Source organism: Veillonella absiana (assembly GCF_032970865.1).
Classification (GTDB): domain Bacteria; phylum Bacillota; class Negativicutes; order Veillonellales; family Veillonellaceae; genus Veillonella; species Veillonella absiana.
On record NZ_JAWJZB010000005.1, the window covers coordinates 21,481 to 43,183 of the forward strand.

The window sequence follows — 21,703 nt, forward strand, 5'->3', positions numbered from 1 at the left end:
GCTCATCATGGGAGATAAAAAAACTTACTATATTACAACACCGATTTATTATCCAAGTGCGAAACTGCACATTGGTCATACATACTGTACATCCATTGCCGATACTATTGCTCGTTTCAAACGATTAGCTGGTTATGATGTACGTTTCTTGACTGGTTCTGATGAGCATGGTCAAAAAATTCAACGTGCTGCTGAGGCAGACGGTGTAACACCATTAGAATACACAACAAATATTGTTAATGGATTCAAAAATCTTTGGGAAAAATTACATATTTCCAATGATGATTTTATCCGTACCACAGATGAACGTCATGAAAAAGTAGTACAAGCTTTATTCCAAAAAGCCTTTGATAAAGGTGATATTTACAAAGCTGAATATGAAGGTTGGTATTGTACACCAGATGAAACATTCTGGACTGAACAAAAACTTGGACCTAATCATACATGCCCAGACTGCGGTCGCCCTGTAGAACGAGTTAAAGAAGAAAGCTATTTCTTCAAAATGGGTAAATACACAGAACAATGGTTAAAATTTATCGATGAAAATCCTGATTTCATTCAACCAAAATCTCGTCGTAATGAAATGATTCAATTCGTAAAACAAGGTTTGGAAGACCTTTGCGTATCTCGCACATCCTTTGATTGGGGTATCAAGGTACCATTCGATCCAAAACACGTTGTTTATGTATGGTTTGATGCATTAGTAAACTATATCAGCGCATTGGCTCCATTTGATGGGGATGGCGAGCTGTATAAAAAATACTGGCCCGCAGATTTACACCTAGTGGGTAAGGAAATCGTTCGTTTCCACTCCATTATTTGGCCGATGATGCTCATGAGCCTTGAATTGCCAATTCCTAAAAAGGTATTTGGCCATGGCTGGATGATCGTAGACGGCACAAAAATGAGTAAATCCTTGGGCAATGTTATTGACCCAATTCCGTTGATTGAAACATACGGTGCTGATTCCTTGCGTTACTTCTTGCTCAGCGAAATCCAATTGGGCAACGATGGTAATTTTACATTGCCTAATTTCGTTACAAAAATTAATGCGGATTTGTCCAATGATTTGGGTAACTTGTTGAACCGTACAGTGGCTATGATTATTAAATATCATGGTGGTGTGGTTACAAAACACGAGGCTATGGATGATCTTGACCGTGACGTTGAGACTTTGGCTGTTCAAACAGCTAACGATTTTGAAAGCTACATGGAAAACATGGAACTCAACAAAGGTTTGCGCACAGTTTGGAACTTCATTGGTCGTATGAATAAATACATCGATGAAACAATGCCTTGGGTATTGGCGAAAGGTCAAAATGACGGTGATGCAGAACGATTGCAATCTGTTATGTACCATTTGGCAGAGGCACTTCGTATTATAGGTATCTTGGTGAGTCCAGTCATTCCTGTAGGGGCTCCTAAAATTTGGGAACAATTGGGCTTAACTGGTTTTGAATCGTCTACATTAGCTGATGCAAAACAATGGGGGGGATTAGCGACTGGTACAACTGTTGTGAAAGGTGAACCAATTTATCCTCGTTTCGATATTCCAGAAATGGTAGAAGCTACCAAAGAAGTAGAACAAGCTGCTACAGAAGCAAAATCAGTAGCTCGTGATGCAGCACCAACGGCAGGTGATGCAAAAGTAGCTGATGGTGCAGCGATTGAAGAAGGTACAATTGCTCCACTAAAAGAACACATCACATATGATGATTTTGAAAAGCTTGATCTTCGTGTGGCAAAAGTATTAACTTGTGAAAAGGTTAAGAAATCCAAAAAATTATTGAAATTCACATTGGATATGGGTATTGAAGAACGTACGGTAGTAAGTGGTATTTCCCAATATTACGAACCAGAGCAAATGATTGGCAAGAAGGTTATTTACCTTGCGAATTTAGCGCCTAAAAAATTAATGGGCATCGAGTCCTATGGCATGATTTTATCTGGCTCTGACTGGGCGGACCATTTAGAAGTTACGAATATCGAATCCTTACCTGCAGGAAGTTTGGTGAAATAAATGCGTTTATTTGACACACATGCTCATATCAATGATGAACGATATGACAATGACCGCGCTGAAATGCTACAAAGCTGCTTTGACGCGGGTGTAGAGTATATCTTGATTCCCGGTGTTGATCGGGGCACTGTGGAATCTGGTATTGCCCTGGCAGAACAATACCCAAATCTGTACGCAGCGGTGGGGACACATCCTCATGAATCCAAGGATTTTACAGATGATGATTATGAATACTTCAAGGACCAAGCCTTGTATAATGATAAGGTTCGTGCCGTAGGTGAAATCGGTTTGGATTATTACTATGATTTCTCCGACCGTTCTACTCAAAAGAAAGTATTCATCCGTCAACTTGAATTGGCGCGTGAAGTGGATTTGCCAATCCTCATTCATGACCGTGATGCCCATGGCGATTTAATGGATATCCTTCGTAATGAAGGTAAAGACAATTGGGGGATTTTACACTGCTACTCTGGTAGTTGGGAGATGGCAAAAGAACTCATTAAGATGGGTTTTTATATTTCTTTTGCAGGTTCCGTGGTATTCCCTAAATCCACATCCTTAAAGGAAGTGGCTAAACAAGTACCGTTGGATCGTATCCTTATAGAAACAGATTCCCCATATTTGACACCACCACCATTTAGAGGTCGTCGCAATGATCCAAGCAAAACACAATTTGTAGCGGAAGAAATTGCAGCCTTAAAAGGTATGGATGTTGATGAATTTGCCCAAATTGCATTGGAAAATGGGAAACGCGTATTTGGAATTGAATAAACACAAAACGACTGTAGTCATGAGCCTGCAGTCGTTTTTTTTATTATAGTACCTTTTTTATCTATTATCTTATGGCGTAAGATCTAGATAGAATATATAGGCATAGGCATCTCTTTACATGTTCTTTACAAGAAATAGGCAGAGATTTGAATGTTTTTTGATACGCTAATGAATGCCTGATAGATAGAAATGTATCTATTTCAGGGGAATCAGTCTAAACAGCACTATATATGGTATACTAATAGATATGATATATAGTATTAAGTTTTATAGTAAGGAAGAATATAATGGAACGTATCTCCTTTATTGATTTAGGCTCGAACTCTGTTCGATTTGTTATATCTGAAATTTCTAGTGCCGGTAGCTACTCCTTGATATATCAAGAGAAGGAAAGTATTCGCTTGAGTGAAAATATGTGGGGTGAAAATAAACTCACAGAGGAAGCGATGTCTCGTGCTATACGATCTCTGAAGGCCTTTGCTCATATGGCCGAGGCTATGGAGTCTAACAAAACATATGCAGTGGCCACAGCGGCTGTACGTCTTGCAAAAAATGGTGATGATTTTATTGCACGTGTTCGTAAGAAAACCGGCTTTAATCTTCATTGTATTTCGGGAGAAGAAGAAGCCCGATTAGGGTTCCTAGGTGTTATTAATACCGTTGATCTAGAGGATTTCGTAATCTTTGACTTGGGTGGTGCCAGTACAGAGGTGACCCTGGTTAATAATCGCCAACCTGTAAAATCTGTTAGTTTGCCAATCGGTGCATTGACCTTGACAGGGAACTTTCAAAAGGGCGATGAAATGGGTGAGAAAGAGTACGAAAAAATGGTGAATGCCATTCAAGATATCTTGAATGATAACAAATGGCTCCATGATTTGAAATTACCGCTTCTTGGTATTGGGGGTACGGCACGTAATATTGCAAAAATGGATCAGCGCCGTATCAATTACCCAGTGACACGATTGCATAATTACGAGGTTCCAAGAGAACGATTCCATGATATCGTTGAGATGGTGAAAGATAAGCCCTTGGCACAGCGAAAAAAAATACCTGGCCTTTCATCAGAACGTGCTGATATTATCGTGGCCGGATTAGCTATTGTGGAGGAACTCATTAACTATTTAGATGCAGATCGTCTTGTTGTAGGCGGCTGTGGTTTACGTGAGGGACTCTTTTATGATTATTATGGTCAAGAGTATATGGGGGGGAATCCCATCATCAATGACATTTTAATTCATTCTGCTGAAAATGTATTATTAGGTATTAATAAACGAGAACTTATTCATGGTAAATATGTTTCTCAATTGGCAAATACCTTATTCGAACAAATGGAACCTATGCATGGTTTTGGTGAAAGATTCCAAAAACTTTTAACCGTATCTGCTTTGTTACATGATATCGGGAAAAAGGTTAATTATTATAATCATGCGCGTCATGGAGCCTATGTATTGATTAATAGTAATTTATATGGTATTAGCCATGTAGAGCAGGCCTTGTGTGGGTTTATCGTTATGAATTCTCATGGATTGCTCACAAAGGAATATAGGAATTTCATTTATGGACAGCTGATGACAGGTGAGGATAAATCAGTGGGGCAAAAATTATCTGCCATTCTTGCATTGGCAGAGGCCCTGGATGAAAGTCACGAACAATTCGTTACATCATTGGCGACTACGATTAAGGAAAATCAAATTATTATCACTGCTTGGATTCGTAAGGATTGTGATACATCTGTAGCGAATGCAGCAGTTGAAAAGGCAGTAAAAATATTCAAGAAAGAATTCAAAAAACAATTAGTGGTACAGTGGAAAGAATCACTATAGGAGGCAACTATGGGTATACCCAAAGTATTACGCTACGCTGTGTTACACGTAGGCTCAAGTAGTATGAGTATCACCATTTTAGAATATGCAGGTATTGATGATGTTAAGGTCATCGATCATGCATCCCGAGAAGTTACGTTTGGGGAAGAACTATTCCAAACATCTCGTCTTAGCTTTAAAACAATAGAAGAAATTTGCCAAATCCTTAAGGGCTACAAACAATTGATGGCTGATTATGGAGTAACTAAATCCAAACTATATGGAACAACCGTTATTCGAGAGGCTCAAAATCGTCGTAGTATTTTGGATCAAATTTTCATTCATACAGGTATGCGCGTTGAGGTTATCGATATGCCTAAGGAAGTATATTACAAATATTCCTTATTGCATTATGATATGACCCATCATCATCATATTTTTGATGATTCTGAGGCCCTCATGTTCCTGGATATTTCTTCTGGTGGTGTAGGCATCACTGTGTGGAAGGGTGGAGCTATGTTATTCCAACGTAATATGCACAGTGGTTCTTTGCGTGTTATGGAATCCTTTAAACGGAACGAACGAGCATCCTCGTCTTTTTCTACGGCTATTTCCGAATATATGCGCCGTATTATTTCTCCTTTGAAAGAAGAATTACAAGAATTCAATATTAAGAATCTTGTATTATCTGGTGATGAAGCACGCTTAATTGCTTCTTTGATGGGATATAAGGCTGAGAAAAACTCCAAAGAGAATAGTATGCTTATGGTGTCGCCTTACGATTTTAATAAATTTGTAGACTCCTTAGAGGGTGTAACAGCTACTAAATTGATTAATCGTTATAATTTACCTGAATTTAAGGCGAACATCTTAATGCCAACCATTATTTTATACCATGAAATTATGGATATGGTTGCGCCAGATAATCTGTTAATCAGTGGTGTATCATTCTCGGAAGGTCTCAGTTGGTTTCATGGTGTAGAGATTGAACAAAATCCATATGTCTATAAATTGCGAGAGCAAAATATTCAATTGGCTCGTGCTATAGCTAGACGGTATCATACTGATGCGGTACATGATCATGAGGTGGAACGTTTTAGCTTGAAATTCTGTAATGTCTTGAAAGATAAAGGGTTCCCAGAACGTTGGGGGTATTTATCGCAAATTGCGGCCAATCTCTGCAGTGTAGGTAAATTTATCAACTTGCGTAATCATGGGGAACATTCCTATCATATTGTGATGGGTACTGATATTTTTGGACTTTCAGAACAGGAAAAAGAAGTCATCGCCAATGTGGTGTATTACCATTACAAAGGCATGCCATCCGATGATGATGCCTATTTCCGCAAATTGACAGAATTGCAAAAAATTCAAGTTACTAAATTGGTAGCGGTAATCCGTATGGCTTGTTCTTTGGATGCAGGCAGTAACCAAAAGATTAGTGATATCGATATTACTGAACAAGATAACATTATGATTGTCACAGCCTATACAGATCAAGACATTTCATTAGAGTCATGGACGTTTAAACGTGATGCCGTATATTTTACTGAAATTTTCGGTATGGAAATCAAGTTAATTATAGGAGGAGCTAGATAATGTTTACTAATTCAAAGTATTATTTTAATCGTGAATTATCATGGTTAAAATTTAATCAGCGTGTCCTCTTAGAATCGGTAGATAAAAGCAATCCATTATTGGAACGTTTACGTTTTATTGCTATAACGAGCTCTAATCTAGATGAATTTTTTATGATTCGTGTGGCAGGGCTTCGTCATCAGGCGATTAATGGTATTGTAAAATATGATGCAGCCCATATGGATGCAAAGGCACAATTAAAGGCTATTGATGAGTCCGTAAAACGTTTGGTGAGTATGCAATATACTTATTTGCATCAAGTTATGGATTTGTGTGAACAAGAAGGCTTAACCTTTGTAAAACCAAAGGAACTCGAGGTGGAAGCAGCAAATTGGTTGCGCCATTACTTTGAACAGAATATTTATCCTGTTGTTACACCACTAGCTGTTGACTCAGGTCATCCATTCCCATTTTTGGCGAACCATACGATAAATGCTATTGTGCAAATTACACCAAAACAAAAATTTGCTGATGTATCAGCTAAGAAATCTGATGATGATGAAGAAAAGAAAGTTGCTATTTTACCGATTCCATCAGTATTAGATCGTATTATTGAATTGCCTACTAAGGAAAAAGGTCAACATCGATTTGTGTATTTAGAGGATGTTATCACACATTATGCAGATGAATTCTTCATGGGCTATGATATCGAAAAGACGATGATTTTCCGTATTACTCGTGATGCGGATCTTGAAATTGATGAAGAGGATGCAAAAGATTTACTTACAGAAGTGGAAGCTTCCTTGCGTCGTCGCCGTCGTGGTGATGCAGTTCGTATTGAAGTGAGTGGTACTGGTGAAAAAGATTTATTAGAATTTATCCTTGAAAGTGTAGAGTTAGAAGAAAAAGATGCTTATCTCATTGATGGTCCACTTGATTTACGTATGTACTTTAAATTCTGTGACTATCCAGGGGATGATCGTCTTCGCTACGAAGCCTTTGAACCTAAACGTGCCATTGAATTAAAGGATACGGACTCTAGTAATCTCTTTGAAGTAATTAAAGAACGAGATATTTTTGTTCATCACCCCTTTGAATCTTTCACAGTAGTAGAGAAATTTATTGCTCAAGCTGCCACTGATCCAGATGTGTTGGCTATTAAGCAAACTCTATATCGTGTTAGTGGTAATTCGCCAATTATTGCAGCCTTAATCCGGGCGGCCGATAATGGGAAGCAAGTTACCGTATTGATGGAAGTTAAGGCTCGTTTCGACGAAGAAAATAACATCATTATGGCTCGTCGTTTGGAAAAAGCCGGTTGTCATGTAATTTATGGTTTAAAAGGTCTTAAAACACATTCCAAAATTACCATGGTAGTACGCCGTGAAAATGATGGCATTCGTCGTTATGTTCACTTGGCAACAGGTAACTATAATGGTAAAACTGCACGTATGTATACGGACTGTGGCATCATGACATGTAATGATGAATATGGTGAAGATGCGTCTCGTTTCTTTAATTTAATTTCTGGGTATTCGGATCCACCGGTTTGGAATAAATTGATTGTAGCGCCGTTGAATTTACGTGAAAAAATTATCGAGCACATCGATGAAGAAATTAAATGGGCTGAAAAAGGTGAAGATGCCTATATCATTGCGAAGATGAATTCTTTGTTGGATAAGGCTGTTATTGCTAAGCTCTATGAAGCATCATCTAAAGGTGTAAAAATTGATTTAATCATTCGTGGGATTTGTACATTACGTCCAGGTATTGAAGGTGTTAGTGATACGATTACGGTTCGTTCCGTAGTTGGTAGATTCCTTGAACATCATCGTATTTTCTACTTCCGTCATGGAGGTAATGATAATATCTTTATCTCCAGTGCTGACTGGATGCCTCGTAATTTGAATGAACGCGTGGAATTGATGATTCCAATCGAAGATCGTAATCATAAAGTACGCATTAAGGGCATTCTTGATTTATATCTCGCGGATAACCAAAAGGCTCATATTATGAAAGTTGATGGCTCATATCGTAAGGTAGTAGCTAAAGAAAACCCAATTTCTGCACAACAAGTATTGATGCAGGAAGCTATTCGTGGGGAACATAAAGAGACTATGACTGTTATTGAACGATTACAACCAATGTTTAAAGTTGATGAATAACTCTTTCATTTATAATGAATCGTAGTAGATTATATTTTCTACTATATAAACCTCTTGAATAGGCTGATAGCATTGCTATCGGCCTATTCGTCTATCATGATAAGTCTGATGCAGTGTAGTGAGAGTATATCCCAAAAAAATGATTAATTATTATGATAAGTGGGGGAGACTATATAGGTTGAATGGATTAATTGTAACATGAGTGGAATATTATAAAATAGAACATATGTGAAGGTTTTGCATTAAAATTAATATAAAATATTTTATAATTATAAATGTGTGAATATAAATACAGTAAATGTAAGGGCTTTCAAATTCACAAAAACTTCATTTAAGATGAGGTAACAATACAAAAACTCATAAAAATATAAAAATATGAATATTTAATCATTATATACTATATGTTGTAATGAACGTATATAATACATTGGATTTTAGCTTATATAGTATAGTGTTAGAAAAGCTTGATTTGTTTTTGTCTGGTGGACAAATTGTAAAAAATGAATTGAGAAAGTGATGATAAATATATATAAAATGAAGGTTTTTCTGCTATTGTTAACCTATTGAGTTTGACAGGTTATATCTACCTGTAGTAGAATTGTGACTACAGGAGGGATTAGATGATTCAAATTCAAACAAAGCACAACCGAATTGTTTCGCTTGTGTTGGTACTCTTGATGGTATTGACCATTACCCTAACAGGTTTTGCCTATAATGACAAAACCGTTGTAGTTATGGTGGATGGTGCAGCACATACTGTTAAGACGCACCTAAACTCCACAGAAGGTATTGTACGTGAAGCCGGTATTAACCTACACACTAAAGATCAAGTTGTTATTGATACTGAAACACTACAAGATGGTTCTATATTAACTGTAGTTCGAGCATTTCCCGTAACTGTTATAGTCGATGGTAAGACTAAAACTGTTATGACCGTTCAACGAACTGCTCAAGGCCTTGCTGACGAGTTAGGATTTAAGGCACCTAATTATACACCGGTAGGTGAAAATACGGATAGTTTACAATCTGGTAGTACTATTAGAATTGCTCATGTTACGAGCCGTTCTGTAAAAAGTGCAGAACGAAACATTGATGTACAAGTGGTTCGTGAAAAAGATGATACACTAGCAAAGGGCGATGAAACTATCGTTCAAGTTGGTCAACCTGGTGTCGAAAAAGTACAAGAAGAAACTTTATATGAAAATGGCATTGCCGTAAAAACACATATTATTTCTAGCGAAGTAACACAAGCTATGGTACCCACTATCGTAAAAGAAGGTACACGCGATATAGTTACATCTCGTAATGTAGCTGGTCGTGCAAGTCGTGTCCTTACTATGGAAGCGAGTGCCTATCTACCAGGAGATGGTGATGGAAGAGGCATTACAGCTACTGGTATTCCCGCAACACGTGGTGTTGTAGCCGTGGATCCTAATGTGATTCCACTGGGTACACGTTTATTTATCCCTGGTTATGGTGAAGCTATTGCAGCTGATACTGGCGGGGCTATCGTAGGTAATAAAATTGACTTGTTAATGGAATCTTATTCTGAAGCTATTAGCTTTGGTCGTCAAGATATTACTGTTTACGTATTAGATTAATAATTAAAACAATAAGAAAGAGCACTTCTGCGGAAGTGCTCTTTCTTGTCCTATAACCCATATTGGATACGGATATACATAACCAAGAATTGGCTCTGCAGTTCGGATTTTACTAACCTCTATATATGGTTGTGTACGTCCATAAAATTGACGTGTTTTCACAGTGCCTTCAATAGTATACCAACTACCAGCTGGCAGTTCATCGCCTGTTTTGTAATGCATGGTGAGGCCCATGGGCGCCATGTCAGCGATACAGCAAGCCATAACCATGCAAGAAAGGGTGAATTCGTTAGCTTGTAATGTTTTGTCATCTCTTAACACGTAGCCCGTATAATCGACTTTATATCCTGTATAGTCGTTGACCTTGGTGCTGAGACGAATCAGTGTCTTGTAAAAGTTATCTGACGTTAAGAAAATACGTTTTTTGCTTTCATCTATACCAATAGAATCATCTCTAGATTCAGTGGCCATTTTCACAATGTTAGATACCTCATCATTAGAAAAGTCAAAACTATCCTCACCGGAACGATTTTGCAATGCATTGATCTGATTGGCCTCTACAGATGGTGTCATTAGTAATGGCGGAAATGAAAACAGGACTAATGGAATTAATAAAATAGGGAGGCCCGTCCAATCGTGACGGTATTTGCGTTCTGGTGCAATATACCAGGAAATGAGTCCCCATAGAATCATAACGATGGATGAGGCCAAAAGAATATATTCATAGCGTGCTGCTATGTAGAGTTTATAAGTATCTGTCACAATCAAGTGGAGCAAACAGATGCCGAGTAATAAAAATCCAAGGCCTTTGGTCATATAGAAAGGACTCTTGGCTTTCCAAGATGTAAACATAAATATCTCCTTTACACACAAATAGGGAGTTTTTGTACAGCTAACCAGTGTATAAATTCACTACTGTACAGATAACAACTGTAACTGGGGGATTACATTAATTATAATGCATTATATAAAAAAGTATCGTACACCATAGCAGCTATAAACGATAAAACAGCCGTGGTGATGAGCAGTCTTGTTACGAATTCCTTGGGGAAGAAGGATTGCAAAATCCATACGTTTTTTACATCCATCATAGGCCCGAAGATTAGGAAGCCCAGTACACTTGGCAATGGGATGCTATTGGCCAATGTGCGCCCGATAATGGAATCCGATGTGGAACATAGGGGAGACCTGCTAATAGAGCTACAATCGCACCTAGGATAAAGCGACTCCAGAAAAATTCCAGATGGTCTCCAAAGGCGTACCAGGTGGATATTAGCACAATGGGATTTAATAGTGGGCTAGCTAGCATAAATGTGATGGCTACTGGCAGTTTTACCTTTCTAAGAAGAAGTGACCTAAACATAGGAATGGCAGCACGGTCGCACATAGGGAATATCATGCCACCTAGGAGTGCAAATCCCATAGAAGGTAATTGGTTATAATAATTTTCCCCGGTGGATTCCAGGCTTTTAATAGAGCCATACTCGGCTTGTTCGCGTGAACGATTTTCGTGCCGCAATAGAATGCTATCTGCATTCATGAGTTGTGAGATAGGTGCCAAACCTGTAGGTCCTAGCATGGTATCAACAAAATCGCAGGTCGTCATAAAATAGACGTGTTGAATATGGACAATCCTAGATAATTGTGTTTGGTAGATTAGTGTTTCTAGTTGTTGAAAGCTAGTCATACCATTCCATTCGAGCCAAATTTCACGAACTGGCTTTTTTTGGATCGCATCTTGAATCGTATGAGCCACCGTCTTTACTTGCTCAGGCGTCATCGTATTGTCCAGTTGAATGGACAGCGTATCCAGATTATGATGGCTGATATCATCCTCACCGCTGATGACTAATGTAGCAGAGGGCATTTTGCGTAGCTTGATTTGTTGATTAATAAATGTAGTTTTGCCAGAACTTAAAAAACCTGTGACTACAAATATAGGGATGGTACTTACTGATGACATAATTCGTTTGCTAACTCCGCTTGGTGTATATCGGTACCGATGACTGTTAATCCAATGGTTGAAAGCTCGGTAGGCGTAATATTCGTATAGTTTAGACCATGTTGTATTTCTACATTGCCGGTGTCAGTAGGTAGAACACCTTTGGCACGTAAAATAGTGGATGGAAGGTCTTTGAAATAGTTAGCCCATTGTTCTTCACTACGAGGTGCAATGTCCGTAAAGCTGAAGGTAGAAAAGACATGGTCGGCACTATGGCCATGATGGTGTGCACTATGGTGCTCATGACAGCATTCGTGATTGTGCTCATGGTGATGGTCACTGTGACAAGTTTCCTCGGAGTATACCGTGGGCTGCAATGACTCTGTAATGTACTCGAGTACATTAATATCTGCCCAATCCTCTGTGTGGATAGGGGCTGATGGATTGAGTTCTCGCAATAAGTTTATGGTAAGCTCAACTTGCTCTGGTAATTCTTGATGTGTTAGGAATAGGGCGTCCCCATGAGCCACCTGATCCTTGAAGAATTCACCAAAGTTTCGGATAAACAATGGCGCATTTGTAGCATCGATGATAGTAATAGCTGCTTGCACATGTGCGATGGCGGTGATTTCGGGACTTTCACAGGCGGAGAGAATATCACTCAATTTACCAACGCCTGATGTTTCGATATAAATGGCATCTACGTCCAGTTGATCTAATGTTTGTAAAAGGGCCGTTTTAAAGTCCCCTTGGAGGCTACAACAAATGCAACCTGAGGTGAGTTCACGAATGTTGACGCCTGTCGTTCCCAACAGTTGCGTGTCGAAGTTAACTTGGCCAAAATCATTTTCAATGATTAAAATGCGACAAATGCGACTGAGTTGCATATAGAGAATATATAGAGTTTGTAAAATAAAAACAGCCGTACTGTCATGACGGCTGTTGATAATGTAAATAGACGGGCTTGTATTACCCGTAGTTTTATAGATTTATACCTGGTGAGATTTATAGTTTTATACGTATGGCTATACTTGTGTTGCATTATCCGTGATGACGGCTCACATAACCCGTTAAATAGCCGTAGCCTTCTCGGTCCATATCCTCTAGCGGAATGAATCGAAGGGAGGCGCCATTAATACAATAGCGAAGTCCACCCAGTTCTCTTGGACCATCCTCGAATACATGACCAAGGTGGGCATTGCCAATGCGACTACGCACTTCGAAGCGTTCCATGCCATGGGTGGAGTCGCGATAATAATTCATCACCTCAGAGCTGATAGGGGCAGCGAAACTTGGCCAACCACAGCCAGACTCAAATTTATCATTAGAGAAAAATAGAGGCTCACCAGAGGTAATATCCACATAGATGCCTGGCTTGAATTCCGATGTATATTCATGGGTGAAAGGACGTTCTGTGGCACTATGTTGTGTTACTTCATATTCTAAATCCGATAGATTTGCTTGTAACTCGCTTTCACTCATTTTTTGATACGTATCGAGGTCGATGAGTGGTTCCTCAGCTTTGGTTAAATTAATGTGACAATAGCCACCAGGATTTTTCTCCAAATAGTCTTGGTGATATTCTTCAGCTTTTACGAAATTTTCTAATGGTTTAACCTCAATAGCGAATGATTGGGCATAGAGGTCTTGTAATTTCTTTAATACGTCCTCTATGACGGACTTGTCAGTATCATTAGTATAATAGAGACCACTGCGGTATTGGATACCTACATCATTGCCTTGTTTATTAATGGTGAAAGGATCTACCACTCGGAAATAATATTGGATGATATGACGGAGAGCGAGTACATCAGCATCGTAGATGAGTTTGATAGTTTCAGCATGACCGCTACCATGGCATACTTCTTCATATGTTGTAGTATTTGTAGGACCATTTGCATAGCCACTGTCTACAGAGATAACTCCAGGAATTGCTTTGAAATAGGCCTCAAGGCCCCAGAAACAGCCTCCGGCTAAATAGATTGTTTGTGTATTCATTGTATATACCTCATAGAAAAGCAAATGTATAGGACGGCAAAATAAGATACATAGGAACGTAAATTTAATTATTTGATAGGACAGTAAATTTAATTATTTAGATGTATTAATCATATACTGAATGGATTGACTATGCAATACTTGTGTAGGTATACAAGCTCAGAGAATATACGTATAATGAATATATTATTGAAACAGGACATTGTTCCTGTTCCTGGTTTGTAATTACTTTGATTACCAGTAGTTATTTGTTGATAGCATTATTGTAAATCGTAATCATAGTTGAAGCATTTGGAGTACCTAATGTTGGGGTAAGAGGAGTTATGGCATATTTAGAATTTGATCATGTATCCTTTGTAGATGGTCCTATAAAGGTATTACATGATATATCGCTTACCATAGATAAAGGTGAGTTTATTTCCATTGTGGGCCCATCTGGCAGTGGTAAAAGTACATTTTTGAAACTTTGTAGTGATTTGATTAGTCATACAGAGGGCACTATCATGTTTGATGGTAAAAAAATAGAAGACTATGAACCTTGTGAATATCGTGGGCGTGTGGGGTATTGTTTTCAAGAGGCCTATTTATTTGGTGAAACTGTGGAGGATAATATCAAGTTTCCGTACATCATTAAAACTAAAGATATAGATATGGAACGTGTCACAAAATTATTTGACTTATTTCATATGTCATTAGAGTATTTACATAAGAAAAATACAGCCTTATCAGGTGGGGAAAAACAGCGTATCTGTTTGATTCGTAGTTTGTTATTTGAACCAGAGGTGTTATTGGTGGATGAAGTAACATCTGCCCTCGACCAGGAAAATACATTGCTCGTGGAATCTGTGTTAGAGCATTTGCATAAACAACATGGTATGACAATTCTGATGGTTACTCATAATGAAGAACAAAGTAGACGACATGTGAATCGTAGAATCACCATTGAATCTGGTCATGTGGCAAAATGGGAGGAGTTTTAATGGAAAACTTTCATGCTATATCCTTTGAAAACCTCTTGTTAGCCTCTAGTTTGGTACTCATTACATTATTATTTTCCTATCGCCAGCACTTGCATTTGGAAAAGGATATTATCATCAGCGCTTTGCGTGCCACAGTTCAGCTCGTTATCATGGGGTATATTTTAAATTATCTCTTTAGTTTCAAACATCCATTATTTACATTAGGAGTACTCCTAGTGATGATGGGGAATGCATCCTATAATGCAGCTAAACGAGGTCGGGGCATCAAGAATGTACAAGCTATATCTTTTGTGGCTATAGCCGTAGGTGCGACCATTACATTGTCGATTTTGGTGTTGTCTGGTATTTTGCAATTTAATGCCTATCAAATGATTCCAGTAGGTGGCATGGTCATTAGCGGTGGTATGATTGCTATTGGTTTGTGCTATCGTCAGATGCTAAATAGTTTCCAATCTCGACATCAAGAGGTGGAAATTAAATTGGCCCTCGGTGCTACGGTGAAAGAAGCATCTATGGATATTTTGCGTGATGCTATAAAAACAGGTATACAACCGACCATCGATTCGGCCAAAACATTAGGCATTGTATCATTACCTGGTATGATGACTGGCTTGATTCTAGCTGGGTTACCTCCGGTGGAGGCTATAAAATACCAAATTATGGTTACATTTATGTCCTTAGCCACAACCTCTATGGCATCCTTTATTGCTTGTTATTTGGCCTATAAAGGGTTCTTTAATGAAAGACAACAATTAGAGAAGTAATTTGACAGGAACCTTCCCAGGAGGGTTCCTTTTAGTTTACCTTTGAAATATGGTACAATAAATCGATAGAAAGGGTGACACACATGATTAAACAAGTTCTCGTAGTAGAAGGAAAATCTGATATTCAACGTATAGCACAAGCGGTAGAGGCCGATTGCATTGCTACAGAAGGGTTTACCCTTCGCAAGGCAGTACTTGAAACGATTCGTGTGGCCTATGAAAAACGAGGTATTATCATTCTTACAGATCCTGATACAGCAGGAGAGCGGATTAGGCGGTTTTTGACGAAGAAATTCCCTAATGCACAACATGCCTTTGTACCACGAGACGAAGCCTTCGCCAATGATGATATTGGCATTGAACAGGCATCACCAGAATCCATTCGCAAGGCCCTAGAGGTCCTACATATCGAATTATTAGAGTCATCCTATGAATTTACTAGCCAAGATATGGTGCGTTATGAATTGTCTGGATTTCCCAATAGTGTTGCAAATCGCGCTCGTGTCGGTGCAGCACTTGGCATTGGTTATGGCAATGGGAAACAGTTTTTATATCGATTAAACCATTATGGAATTACTAGAGAGGCTTTCACCAAGGCTGTAGAATTTATACAAGAAGCATAATTGATATAGTATGCCATTAGTGTAGTTTTGTGTAGTTTTAATACGTAGAAGATTATTATAAAGTAACTGTAGAACAATAGAGGAGCAATTATGTTAGAATCAATTATCGCAAGTCCAGAGGTTGTGCATTATGTGTGCAAACGTTTTGGCATTCACATGAGTAAAAAATTGGGCCAAAATTTCCTCATTAAACGTGGGGTTGTAGATGAAATCGTGCATGCAGCGGATTTAAATGCAGGTGAGCCGGTTCTCGAAATTGGTCCTGGTATTGGTACATTGACACAAGGGTTAGCGCAGAGTGGGGCCGATGTGACGGCCATTGAGCTAGATCGTCGTTTGCTTGAGGTCCTCGACACGACGCTTGCAGCCTATGATAATGTGCGCATCATCCATGGTGACGTATTAAAGCTTGATGTGCCAGACATCATGAATCACAAACAATTCAAGGTGGTGGCCAATTTGCCATACTATATTACAACGCCAATCATTATGTCCCTATTGGAAAGCAGATTACCTATCGAGCGCATGGTTATGATGGTGCAACGTGAGGTAGCCCTTCGTATGGTGGCAAAACCAGGAACGAAGGACTATGGTGCTTTGTCCGTGGCGGTTCAATATTACACAGAGCCAGACATCGTTATGGATGTACCGCCTAAGGCGTTTTTGCCAGCTCCGTCTGTAACTAGCGCTGTTATCCGTTGTGTGTTACGCAAGGAACCACCAGTAGATGTGGTTGATGAAAAATTATTCTTCCGCGTGGTGAAAGCTGGCTTTGAACAACGTCGTAAAACATTCTCCAATACGATGAAAACTACAGGACTATCCAAAGAAGAAATTGAGATGATTTTGGAAAAAGCTAATATTGATGGTCAACGTCGAGGGGAAACTTTCTCCTTGCAGGAATTTGCAGATGTAGCCAATGCATGGCATAGCATTAAATAGGTAAATCTTTTATTATATAGAAGAAAACTTTTATTGATGTGGTGAATGTATTACATTTATAAAATGTAGCCAGTATAGCCTCAGTGGGAGTATGAACTACTGCTAATATTAGACTGAATTAATCTAATGGTAGCGAGATAGTTTTATATTCCGGCTGAGGCTTTTTTGATATTAAAAATATATATTGAAATATCTCGATGTAGAGGTTATAATGAGGTTAGAAAAAGTTGTATGCAATATATCCAAATAGTTGAAAGAAGGTTATACAATGAATAGAAAAATGCCTGTATTATTTATCGGTCATGGATCACCGATGAATGCCATAGAAGATAATCAAGCTAGTCGCAGTTGGACGGCCTTGGGGAAAGATATTACAGATAACTATGGCAAGCCTAAAGCCATTGTAGTAGTGTCTGCCCATTGGGCTACTAAAGGCACGTATGTGCGTGTGGCTGATAAGAATCCGCAAATTTATGATATGTATGGATTTCCACAACCTTTATATGATATTAAATATGAACCTCCAGGGGAACCAGGACTGGCTAAACGTGTATTAACAATGCTTGATGGTATCGCTGTTGGTACAACAGACTGGGGTATTGATCATGGAGTTTGGACAGAACTCATGTATATGTACCCTGATGCGGATATTCCAGTGGTCATCATTAGCACAGATATGACATCTGGGCCTGAGATTTTGGTGGAAATTGGTAAACGATTACAGTCGTTGCGAGATGAACAAATTTTAGTGATGGCTAGTGGTAATGTAGTACATAATTTGAGAGATATTTCTTTTGAGACACCGGAAGGTTTTGATTGGGCAAACCAATTTGATGAAAGTATCCGCGACGCCATTTTGAATAAAGCATATGATGTACCAGTTCATTATAACCAATTAGAGGGGGCTCAAAAAGCTGTGCCAACACCAGACCATTACTATCCGTTATTGGCTGCCATCGGTGCTAGTGCTGACGACGATATTATTAGTGTATGGAATGATTATCGTGAACTGGGATCTTTATCTATGACATCGTATCGATGGGATACAGTGAAATAAATAGGGGCGCTATAATGCATGGTGCGGTTGCCTTGGTCATTGATAGAAACTCTAAATTTAATATAGAAGAAAAGCCCTCGGCAATGCCGAGGGCTTTTACTATAGGAACATTACATATGTTAAATAACTAAATTACCCATGAATGTGATAAGGAAGGCATTAGTAAAGTCAATCAAGAATGCACCAACGAGGGATACAACGAGCCATGCACGAGGGGATGGACCGTGAACACCAGCAAGGGATAACATATTAACTAATGCATTTGGTGTCGCACCAAGGCCAAAACCTATGGCACCAGTACCCATCATTACAGCATCGTAGTTACGACCGAAAATCCAGAATATGAGGTATGCGAAGATAACAATAAGAACCATTTGTGCCAACAAGATCGCTAGGAGTGGTAATGCTAGATCCACAAGCTGAACTAGTTTCAAGCTATTGATGGCCATAGTTACGAATAAGCTAAGTGCTACATTGGATACTGCATCCAGAGCCGTATCATTTACTTTATATGTTCCAGAGAAATCGCCAAAGTTACGAATACATGTAGCAACGATCATGGAACCGATGTAGGCAGGAAGAGGACCAACGGCTACCGATAAACCAGCACTTACCAGTGTACCGATACCAAGGGCTAAGCCAATCCACATACAAATAGTTAATAAGTCTTGAGAAGTAAACCCTCTGGATGGTTCGATTTTGTCTTCGATATCTTGGATACCTTCATTATCCAATGTTTCAGGTGTATCGTACGGTGTCTTTACCTTGTGCATTTTAATAATACGTTCACCTACTGGAGCACCTAGAACAGTACCGGCTACCATACCGAAGGTGGCTGCAGCAATGGCTGCTGTTGCGGTACCAGGGACTCCTGATAGGGTTTCGTAATGAGGTCCAAAAGCGCTAGCTGTACCTAATCCGCCCATCATGGATACGGAACCAGCCATGACACCTAAGATTGGTTCAATACCCATAGATTTGGCAATAATGATGCCCGCACCATTTTGAAATACAATCCAGATGGTACAAACAATCCAAAAGAAGATGATACCAATACCACCCTTTTTGAGGACCTTTAAACTAGCCATTAAACCGATTGTTGTAAAGAATGCCAACATTAAGAAGGTTTGTAGGGAACTGTCAAAGGAAATATTGACAATTTTATAATACGATAATGCCGCTGCAATGAATGCAAATGGCAGGCCCCCTACAGCTGGAGCTGGCATACAAAGGCGTTGCAGTGTCTTGGAATGTTTATTTATCCAAGTGCCAATGAACAATGTGATAACTGCAAGGCCTACAGTTTGAATCATGGACAACTTGAGTGCCCAGACTCCGTCAACTAACTTTAGATCAATTAGAGACATAGAATCACTCCTTTTCTATACATATGTTGATTTTATTTTAGCATAAAAATACCGTCTATTCCATAAGGACAATTGATGAGAGTGATAACATTATTTTATAGGCGGTATAACTGAAAGGAGATAAAACTATAATAAAAATTATAGAAATAAAACGTGCATTCCCAATGTACAAATGTGTGATTGGAATAGAGACCTAATAAAAAGAAAAAGAGACTCTATTGGTTAAGATAGAGCCTCCCTTTAAGAGGAAAGAGTCCTTAGTCAGCAATATGCAATTTTGGTGTTGTTAGAAATGTTACATCTGGATTACGCTCTTGAACCCAACCCATTTGCCATTCATTGGAGATGAGGATTACCGTGCGTTCACGATTATCTTTTACTACCATAGCATTGTCTAAACCTTTTAATGTGGTAGGATCCACATCGCCATCTACCCAACGTGCTACGCTGTATGGGAGGGTATGGTTTAATAAATCCACACCATATTCATTTTTCAAGCGGTATTCTAGAACTTCAAATTGAAGCATCCCAACGGCACCAACTACATAGGAGTCGAGGGAAAGCTGTTGCTCAAAAATTTGAACAGCCCCTTCTTGAGCCAATTGTGTCATACCTTTGATGAATTGTTTACGCTTCATGGTATCTTTTGGAGATACGCGGGCAAAGAATTCAGGAGGGAATACTGGGAAATCGCCAAATGTAACCTTGTGGTTTGCTGCACACAGTGTATCACCTACGCCCATAGTACCAGCATCGAAGACACCGATGATATCACCTGGGTATGCATCCTCTACAATCGTACGTTCTGTAGCCAAGAATTGTTGTGGTTGAGATAGGCGAATGGATTTGTTGGATTGCTTGTGCAATACAGTCATGCCTTTTTCGAATTTACCAGAGCAGATGCGCATGAATACAATGCGGTCATGATGGTTTGGATTCATATTAGCTTGGATTTTGAATACGAGGGAGGAGAAATCTTCGCTTGTAGGCTCCACCGTTTCCTCCAATGCTTTACGTGGAGCAGGGGATGGTGCTAGTTCCAAGAATTTTTCAAGGAATGGCTTTACACCAAAGTTTGTCATAGCGGAACCAAAGAACATTGGTGTTAACTCGCCGGAACGAACCTTTTCAAAATCAAAGGCATCACCAGCCACATCGAGCAATTCGATATCATCAATGAGGGCTTGGTGCAACTCTTCGCCAATGAGTTCTTTGAAGATTGGATCATCTACAGAACCTTTTTGGGATTCTAATTTTTCCTGACCATGTGTTTCGTCTTTTGCAAATAATTCAATGGTGTTATGTTCGCGATCAAAAATCCCTTTATACTCGCCATTGATACCTACTGGCCAGTTCATGGGAACGGCGCGAATGCCAAGGACGTTTTCAATTTCTTCCATCAAATCAAATGGGCTTTTACCAAAATGGTCCAATTTGTTAACAAAGGTGAAGATTGGAATTCCTCGTTCTTTACAAACGGCGAATAATTTTTTTGTCTGTGCTTCCACACCTTTGGCGATGTCGATCAACATGACAGCGCTGTCTGCAGCCATCAATGTGCGGTATGTATCCTCGGAGAAATCCTGGTGACCAGGGGTATCCAAAATATTAACGCGACAGCCGTCATAGTCAAATTGCAAGACGGAACTCGTTACGGAGATGCCACGTTGTTTTTCGATTTCCATCCAGTCGGATACAGCATGTTTATTGGTTTTTCTAGATTTAACGGACCCAGCTAAATGGATAGCACCTCCGTATAGCAATAATTTTTCAGTTAATGTTGTTTTACCCGCATCCGGGTGAGAAATGATAGCAAACGTACGACGACGATTTACTTCCTCTAAAAATGTCATGATTCACCTCATATAATTACATATCATATCTTTAAAATTATACATGATTTTGAAAGTATTGACCATAGATGAATAGTGCTTTCACGATATGTGTATGAATACATCTGATAGTATTTCAGAAAAGAGGTCATGATATGTAACAAGATATATACGGGTTAGGAACTGATATGTATGGTCTAGATGCCATTAATATAGTATAATATATGTTCGAAACAGAACAGGTTGTGCTTATCTATA

General features: G+C 39.0%; 18 protein-coding genes. 11 read left to right on the forward strand and 7 right to left on the reverse strand.

Features of this window, described 5'->3' with window-relative positions:
* Positions 1 to 7 precede the first annotated feature (7 nt).
* The 6 genes from metG to RVY80_RS04790 all read left to right on the forward strand — a co-directional run bounded on the left by metG (position 8) and on the right by RVY80_RS04790 (position 9,940).
* Positions 8 to 2,020 (forward strand): methionine--tRNA ligase, encoded by a 2,013-nt coding sequence (gene metG / locus RVY80_RS04765; RefSeq protein ID WP_310746205.1) that lies wholly within the window; start codon positions 8 to 10, stop codon positions 2,018 to 2,020.
* A complete protein-coding gene (locus RVY80_RS04770) occupies positions 2,021 to 2,791 on the forward strand; it encodes a TatD family hydrolase (protein ID WP_295193380.1) in 771 nt (256 codons plus the stop codon).
* A 287-nt stretch (positions 2,792 to 3,078) separates the two neighbouring features.
* Entirely contained in the window at positions 3,079 to 4,617 is a 1,539-nt protein-coding gene (gene ppx, locus RVY80_RS04775) for an exopolyphosphatase (RefSeq protein WP_295189082.1), read from the forward strand.
* Positions 4,618 to 4,626: 9 nt separating this feature from the next.
* Positions 4,627 to 6,195: a Ppx/GppA phosphatase family protein gene (locus RVY80_RS04780; protein WP_317329819.1), complete on the forward strand. Its 1,569-nt coding sequence runs from the start codon at positions 4,627 to 4,629 to the stop codon at positions 6,193 to 6,195.
* Positions 6,195 to 8,339, forward strand: a complete 2,145-nt coding sequence (locus tag RVY80_RS04785) for an RNA degradosome polyphosphate kinase (protein WP_317329820.1) — start codon at positions 6,195 to 6,197, stop codon at positions 8,337 to 8,339. The genes RVY80_RS04780 and RVY80_RS04785 overlap by 1 nt, the downstream gene beginning before the upstream one ends.
* A gap of 620 nt (positions 8,340 to 8,959) precedes the next feature.
* Positions 8,960 to 9,940 (forward strand): 3D domain-containing protein, encoded by a 981-nt coding sequence (locus tag RVY80_RS04790; protein ID WP_295189091.1) that lies wholly within the window; start codon positions 8,960 to 8,962, stop codon positions 9,938 to 9,940.
* 3 nt (positions 9,941 to 9,943) lie between these two features.
* Here RVY80_RS04790 and RVY80_RS04795 read toward each other — a convergent pair whose 3' ends face one another.
* The 5 genes from RVY80_RS04795 to msrB form a co-directional block, all read right to left on the reverse strand.
* Positions 9,944 to 10,792: a TIGR03943 family putative permease subunit gene (locus RVY80_RS04795; protein ID WP_317329821.1), complete on the reverse strand. Its 849-nt coding sequence runs from the start codon at positions 10,790 to 10,792 to the stop codon at positions 9,944 to 9,946.
* Positions 10,793 to 10,893: 101 nt separating this feature from the next.
* Positions 10,894 to 11,085: a permease gene (locus RVY80_RS04800; RefSeq protein ID WP_317329822.1), complete on the reverse strand. Its 192-nt coding sequence runs from the start codon at positions 11,083 to 11,085 to the stop codon at positions 10,894 to 10,896.
* On the reverse strand, positions 11,043 to 11,903 hold the full coding sequence (locus RVY80_RS04805; RefSeq protein ID WP_317329823.1) for a permease: 861 nt from the start codon (positions 11,901 to 11,903) through the stop codon (positions 11,043 to 11,045). The genes RVY80_RS04800 and RVY80_RS04805 overlap by 43 nt, the downstream gene beginning before the upstream one ends.
* Positions 11,891 to 12,769 carry a CobW family GTP-binding protein gene (locus RVY80_RS04810; protein ID WP_317329824.1) on the reverse strand — a complete coding sequence of 293 codons (879 nt, stop codon included), beginning with the start codon at positions 12,767 to 12,769 and terminating at the stop codon, positions 11,891 to 11,893. The genes RVY80_RS04805 and RVY80_RS04810 overlap by 13 nt, the downstream gene beginning before the upstream one ends.
* 154 nt (positions 12,770 to 12,923) lie before the next feature.
* On the reverse strand, positions 12,924 to 13,880 hold the full coding sequence (msrB, locus tag RVY80_RS04815) for a peptide-methionine (R)-S-oxide reductase MsrB (protein WP_295189105.1): 957 nt from the start codon (positions 13,878 to 13,880) through the stop codon (positions 12,924 to 12,926).
* Between the two features lie 323 nt (positions 13,881 to 14,203).
* Here msrB and RVY80_RS04820 point away from each other — a divergent pair, with 323 nt between their 5' ends.
* The 5 genes from RVY80_RS04820 to ygiD all read left to right on the forward strand — a co-directional run bounded on the left by RVY80_RS04820 (position 14,204) and on the right by ygiD (position 18,246).
* Positions 14,204 to 14,860: an ABC transporter ATP-binding protein gene (locus RVY80_RS04820; RefSeq protein ID WP_317329825.1), complete on the forward strand. Its 657-nt coding sequence runs from the start codon at positions 14,204 to 14,206 to the stop codon at positions 14,858 to 14,860.
* A complete protein-coding gene (locus RVY80_RS04825) occupies positions 14,860 to 15,624 on the forward strand; it encodes an ABC transporter permease (protein WP_295193363.1) in 765 nt (254 codons plus the stop codon). The genes RVY80_RS04820 and RVY80_RS04825 overlap by 1 nt, the downstream gene beginning before the upstream one ends.
* A gap of 83 nt (positions 15,625 to 15,707) precedes the next feature.
* Positions 15,708 to 16,247 carry a ribonuclease M5 gene (gene rnmV, locus RVY80_RS04830; protein WP_317329826.1) on the forward strand — a complete coding sequence of 180 codons (540 nt, stop codon included), beginning with the start codon at positions 15,708 to 15,710 and terminating at the stop codon, positions 16,245 to 16,247.
* 90 nt (positions 16,248 to 16,337) lie between these two features.
* On the forward strand, positions 16,338 to 17,189 hold the full coding sequence (gene rsmA / locus RVY80_RS04835) for a 16S rRNA (adenine(1518)-N(6)/adenine(1519)-N(6))-dimethyltransferase RsmA (protein WP_295189116.1): 852 nt from the start codon (positions 16,338 to 16,340) through the stop codon (positions 17,187 to 17,189).
* A gap of 268 nt (positions 17,190 to 17,457) precedes the next feature.
* Positions 17,458 to 18,246 (forward strand): 4,5-DOPA-extradiol-dioxygenase, encoded by a 789-nt coding sequence (gene ygiD, locus RVY80_RS04840; RefSeq protein WP_317329827.1) that lies wholly within the window; start codon positions 17,458 to 17,460, stop codon positions 18,244 to 18,246.
* A gap of 119 nt (positions 18,247 to 18,365) precedes the next feature.
* Here ygiD and RVY80_RS04845 read toward each other — a convergent pair whose 3' ends face one another.
* Positions 18,366 to 19,613, reverse strand: a complete 1,248-nt coding sequence (locus tag RVY80_RS04845) for a sodium/glutamate symporter (RefSeq protein ID WP_317329828.1) — start codon at positions 19,611 to 19,613, stop codon at positions 18,366 to 18,368.
* 257 nt (positions 19,614 to 19,870) lie between these two features.
* On the reverse strand, positions 19,871 to 21,466 hold the full coding sequence (locus tag RVY80_RS04850) for a peptide chain release factor 3 (protein ID WP_295193353.1): 1,596 nt from the start codon (positions 21,464 to 21,466) through the stop codon (positions 19,871 to 19,873).
* Positions 21,467 to 21,703: the final 237 nt, after the last annotated feature.

Bases quoted from the DNA above. Each gene is read 5' to 3' on its own strand.
- metG (WP_310746205.1), top strand. From the start codon at position 8: ATGGGAGATAAAAAAACTTACTATATTACAACACCGATTTATTATCCA.
- RVY80_RS04770 (WP_295193380.1), top strand. From the start codon at position 2,021: ATGCGTTTATTTGACACACATGCTCATATCAATGATGAACGATATGAC.
- ppx (WP_295189082.1), top strand. From the start codon at position 3,079: ATGGAACGTATCTCCTTTATTGATTTAGGCTCGAACTCTGTTCGATTT.
- RVY80_RS04780 (WP_317329819.1), top strand. From the start codon at position 4,627: ATGGGTATACCCAAAGTATTACGCTACGCTGTGTTACACGTAGGCTCA.
- RVY80_RS04785 (WP_317329820.1), top strand. From the start codon at position 6,195: ATGTTTACTAATTCAAAGTATTATTTTAATCGTGAATTATCATGGTTA.
- RVY80_RS04790 (WP_295189091.1), top strand. From the start codon at position 8,960: ATGATTCAAATTCAAACAAAGCACAACCGAATTGTTTCGCTTGTGTTG.
- RVY80_RS04795 (WP_317329821.1), bottom strand. From the start codon at position 10,792: ATGTTTACATCTTGGAAAGCCAAGAGTCCTTTCTATATGACCAAAGGC.
- RVY80_RS04805 (WP_317329823.1), bottom strand. From the start codon at position 11,903: ATGTCATCAGTAAGTACCATCCCTATATTTGTAGTCACAGGTTTTTTA.
- RVY80_RS04810 (WP_317329824.1), bottom strand. From the start codon at position 12,769: ATGCAACTCAGTCGCATTTGTCGCATTTTAATCATTGAAAATGATTTT.
- msrB (WP_295189105.1), bottom strand. From the start codon at position 13,880: ATGAATACACAAACAATCTATTTAGCCGGAGGCTGTTTCTGGGGCCTT.
- RVY80_RS04820 (WP_317329825.1), top strand. From the start codon at position 14,204: ATGGCATATTTAGAATTTGATCATGTATCCTTTGTAGATGGTCCTATA.
- RVY80_RS04825 (WP_295193363.1), top strand. From the start codon at position 14,860: ATGGAAAACTTTCATGCTATATCCTTTGAAAACCTCTTGTTAGCCTCT.
- rnmV (WP_317329826.1), top strand. From the start codon at position 15,708: ATGATTAAACAAGTTCTCGTAGTAGAAGGAAAATCTGATATTCAACGT.
- rsmA (WP_295189116.1), top strand. From the start codon at position 16,338: ATGTTAGAATCAATTATCGCAAGTCCAGAGGTTGTGCATTATGTGTGC.
- ygiD (WP_317329827.1), top strand. From the start codon at position 17,458: ATGAATAGAAAAATGCCTGTATTATTTATCGGTCATGGATCACCGATG.
- RVY80_RS04845 (WP_317329828.1), bottom strand. From the start codon at position 19,613: ATGTCTCTAATTGATCTAAAGTTAGTTGACGGAGTCTGGGCACTCAAG.
- RVY80_RS04850 (WP_295193353.1), bottom strand. From the start codon at position 21,466: ATGACATTTTTAGAGGAAGTAAATCGTCGTCGTACGTTTGCTATCATT.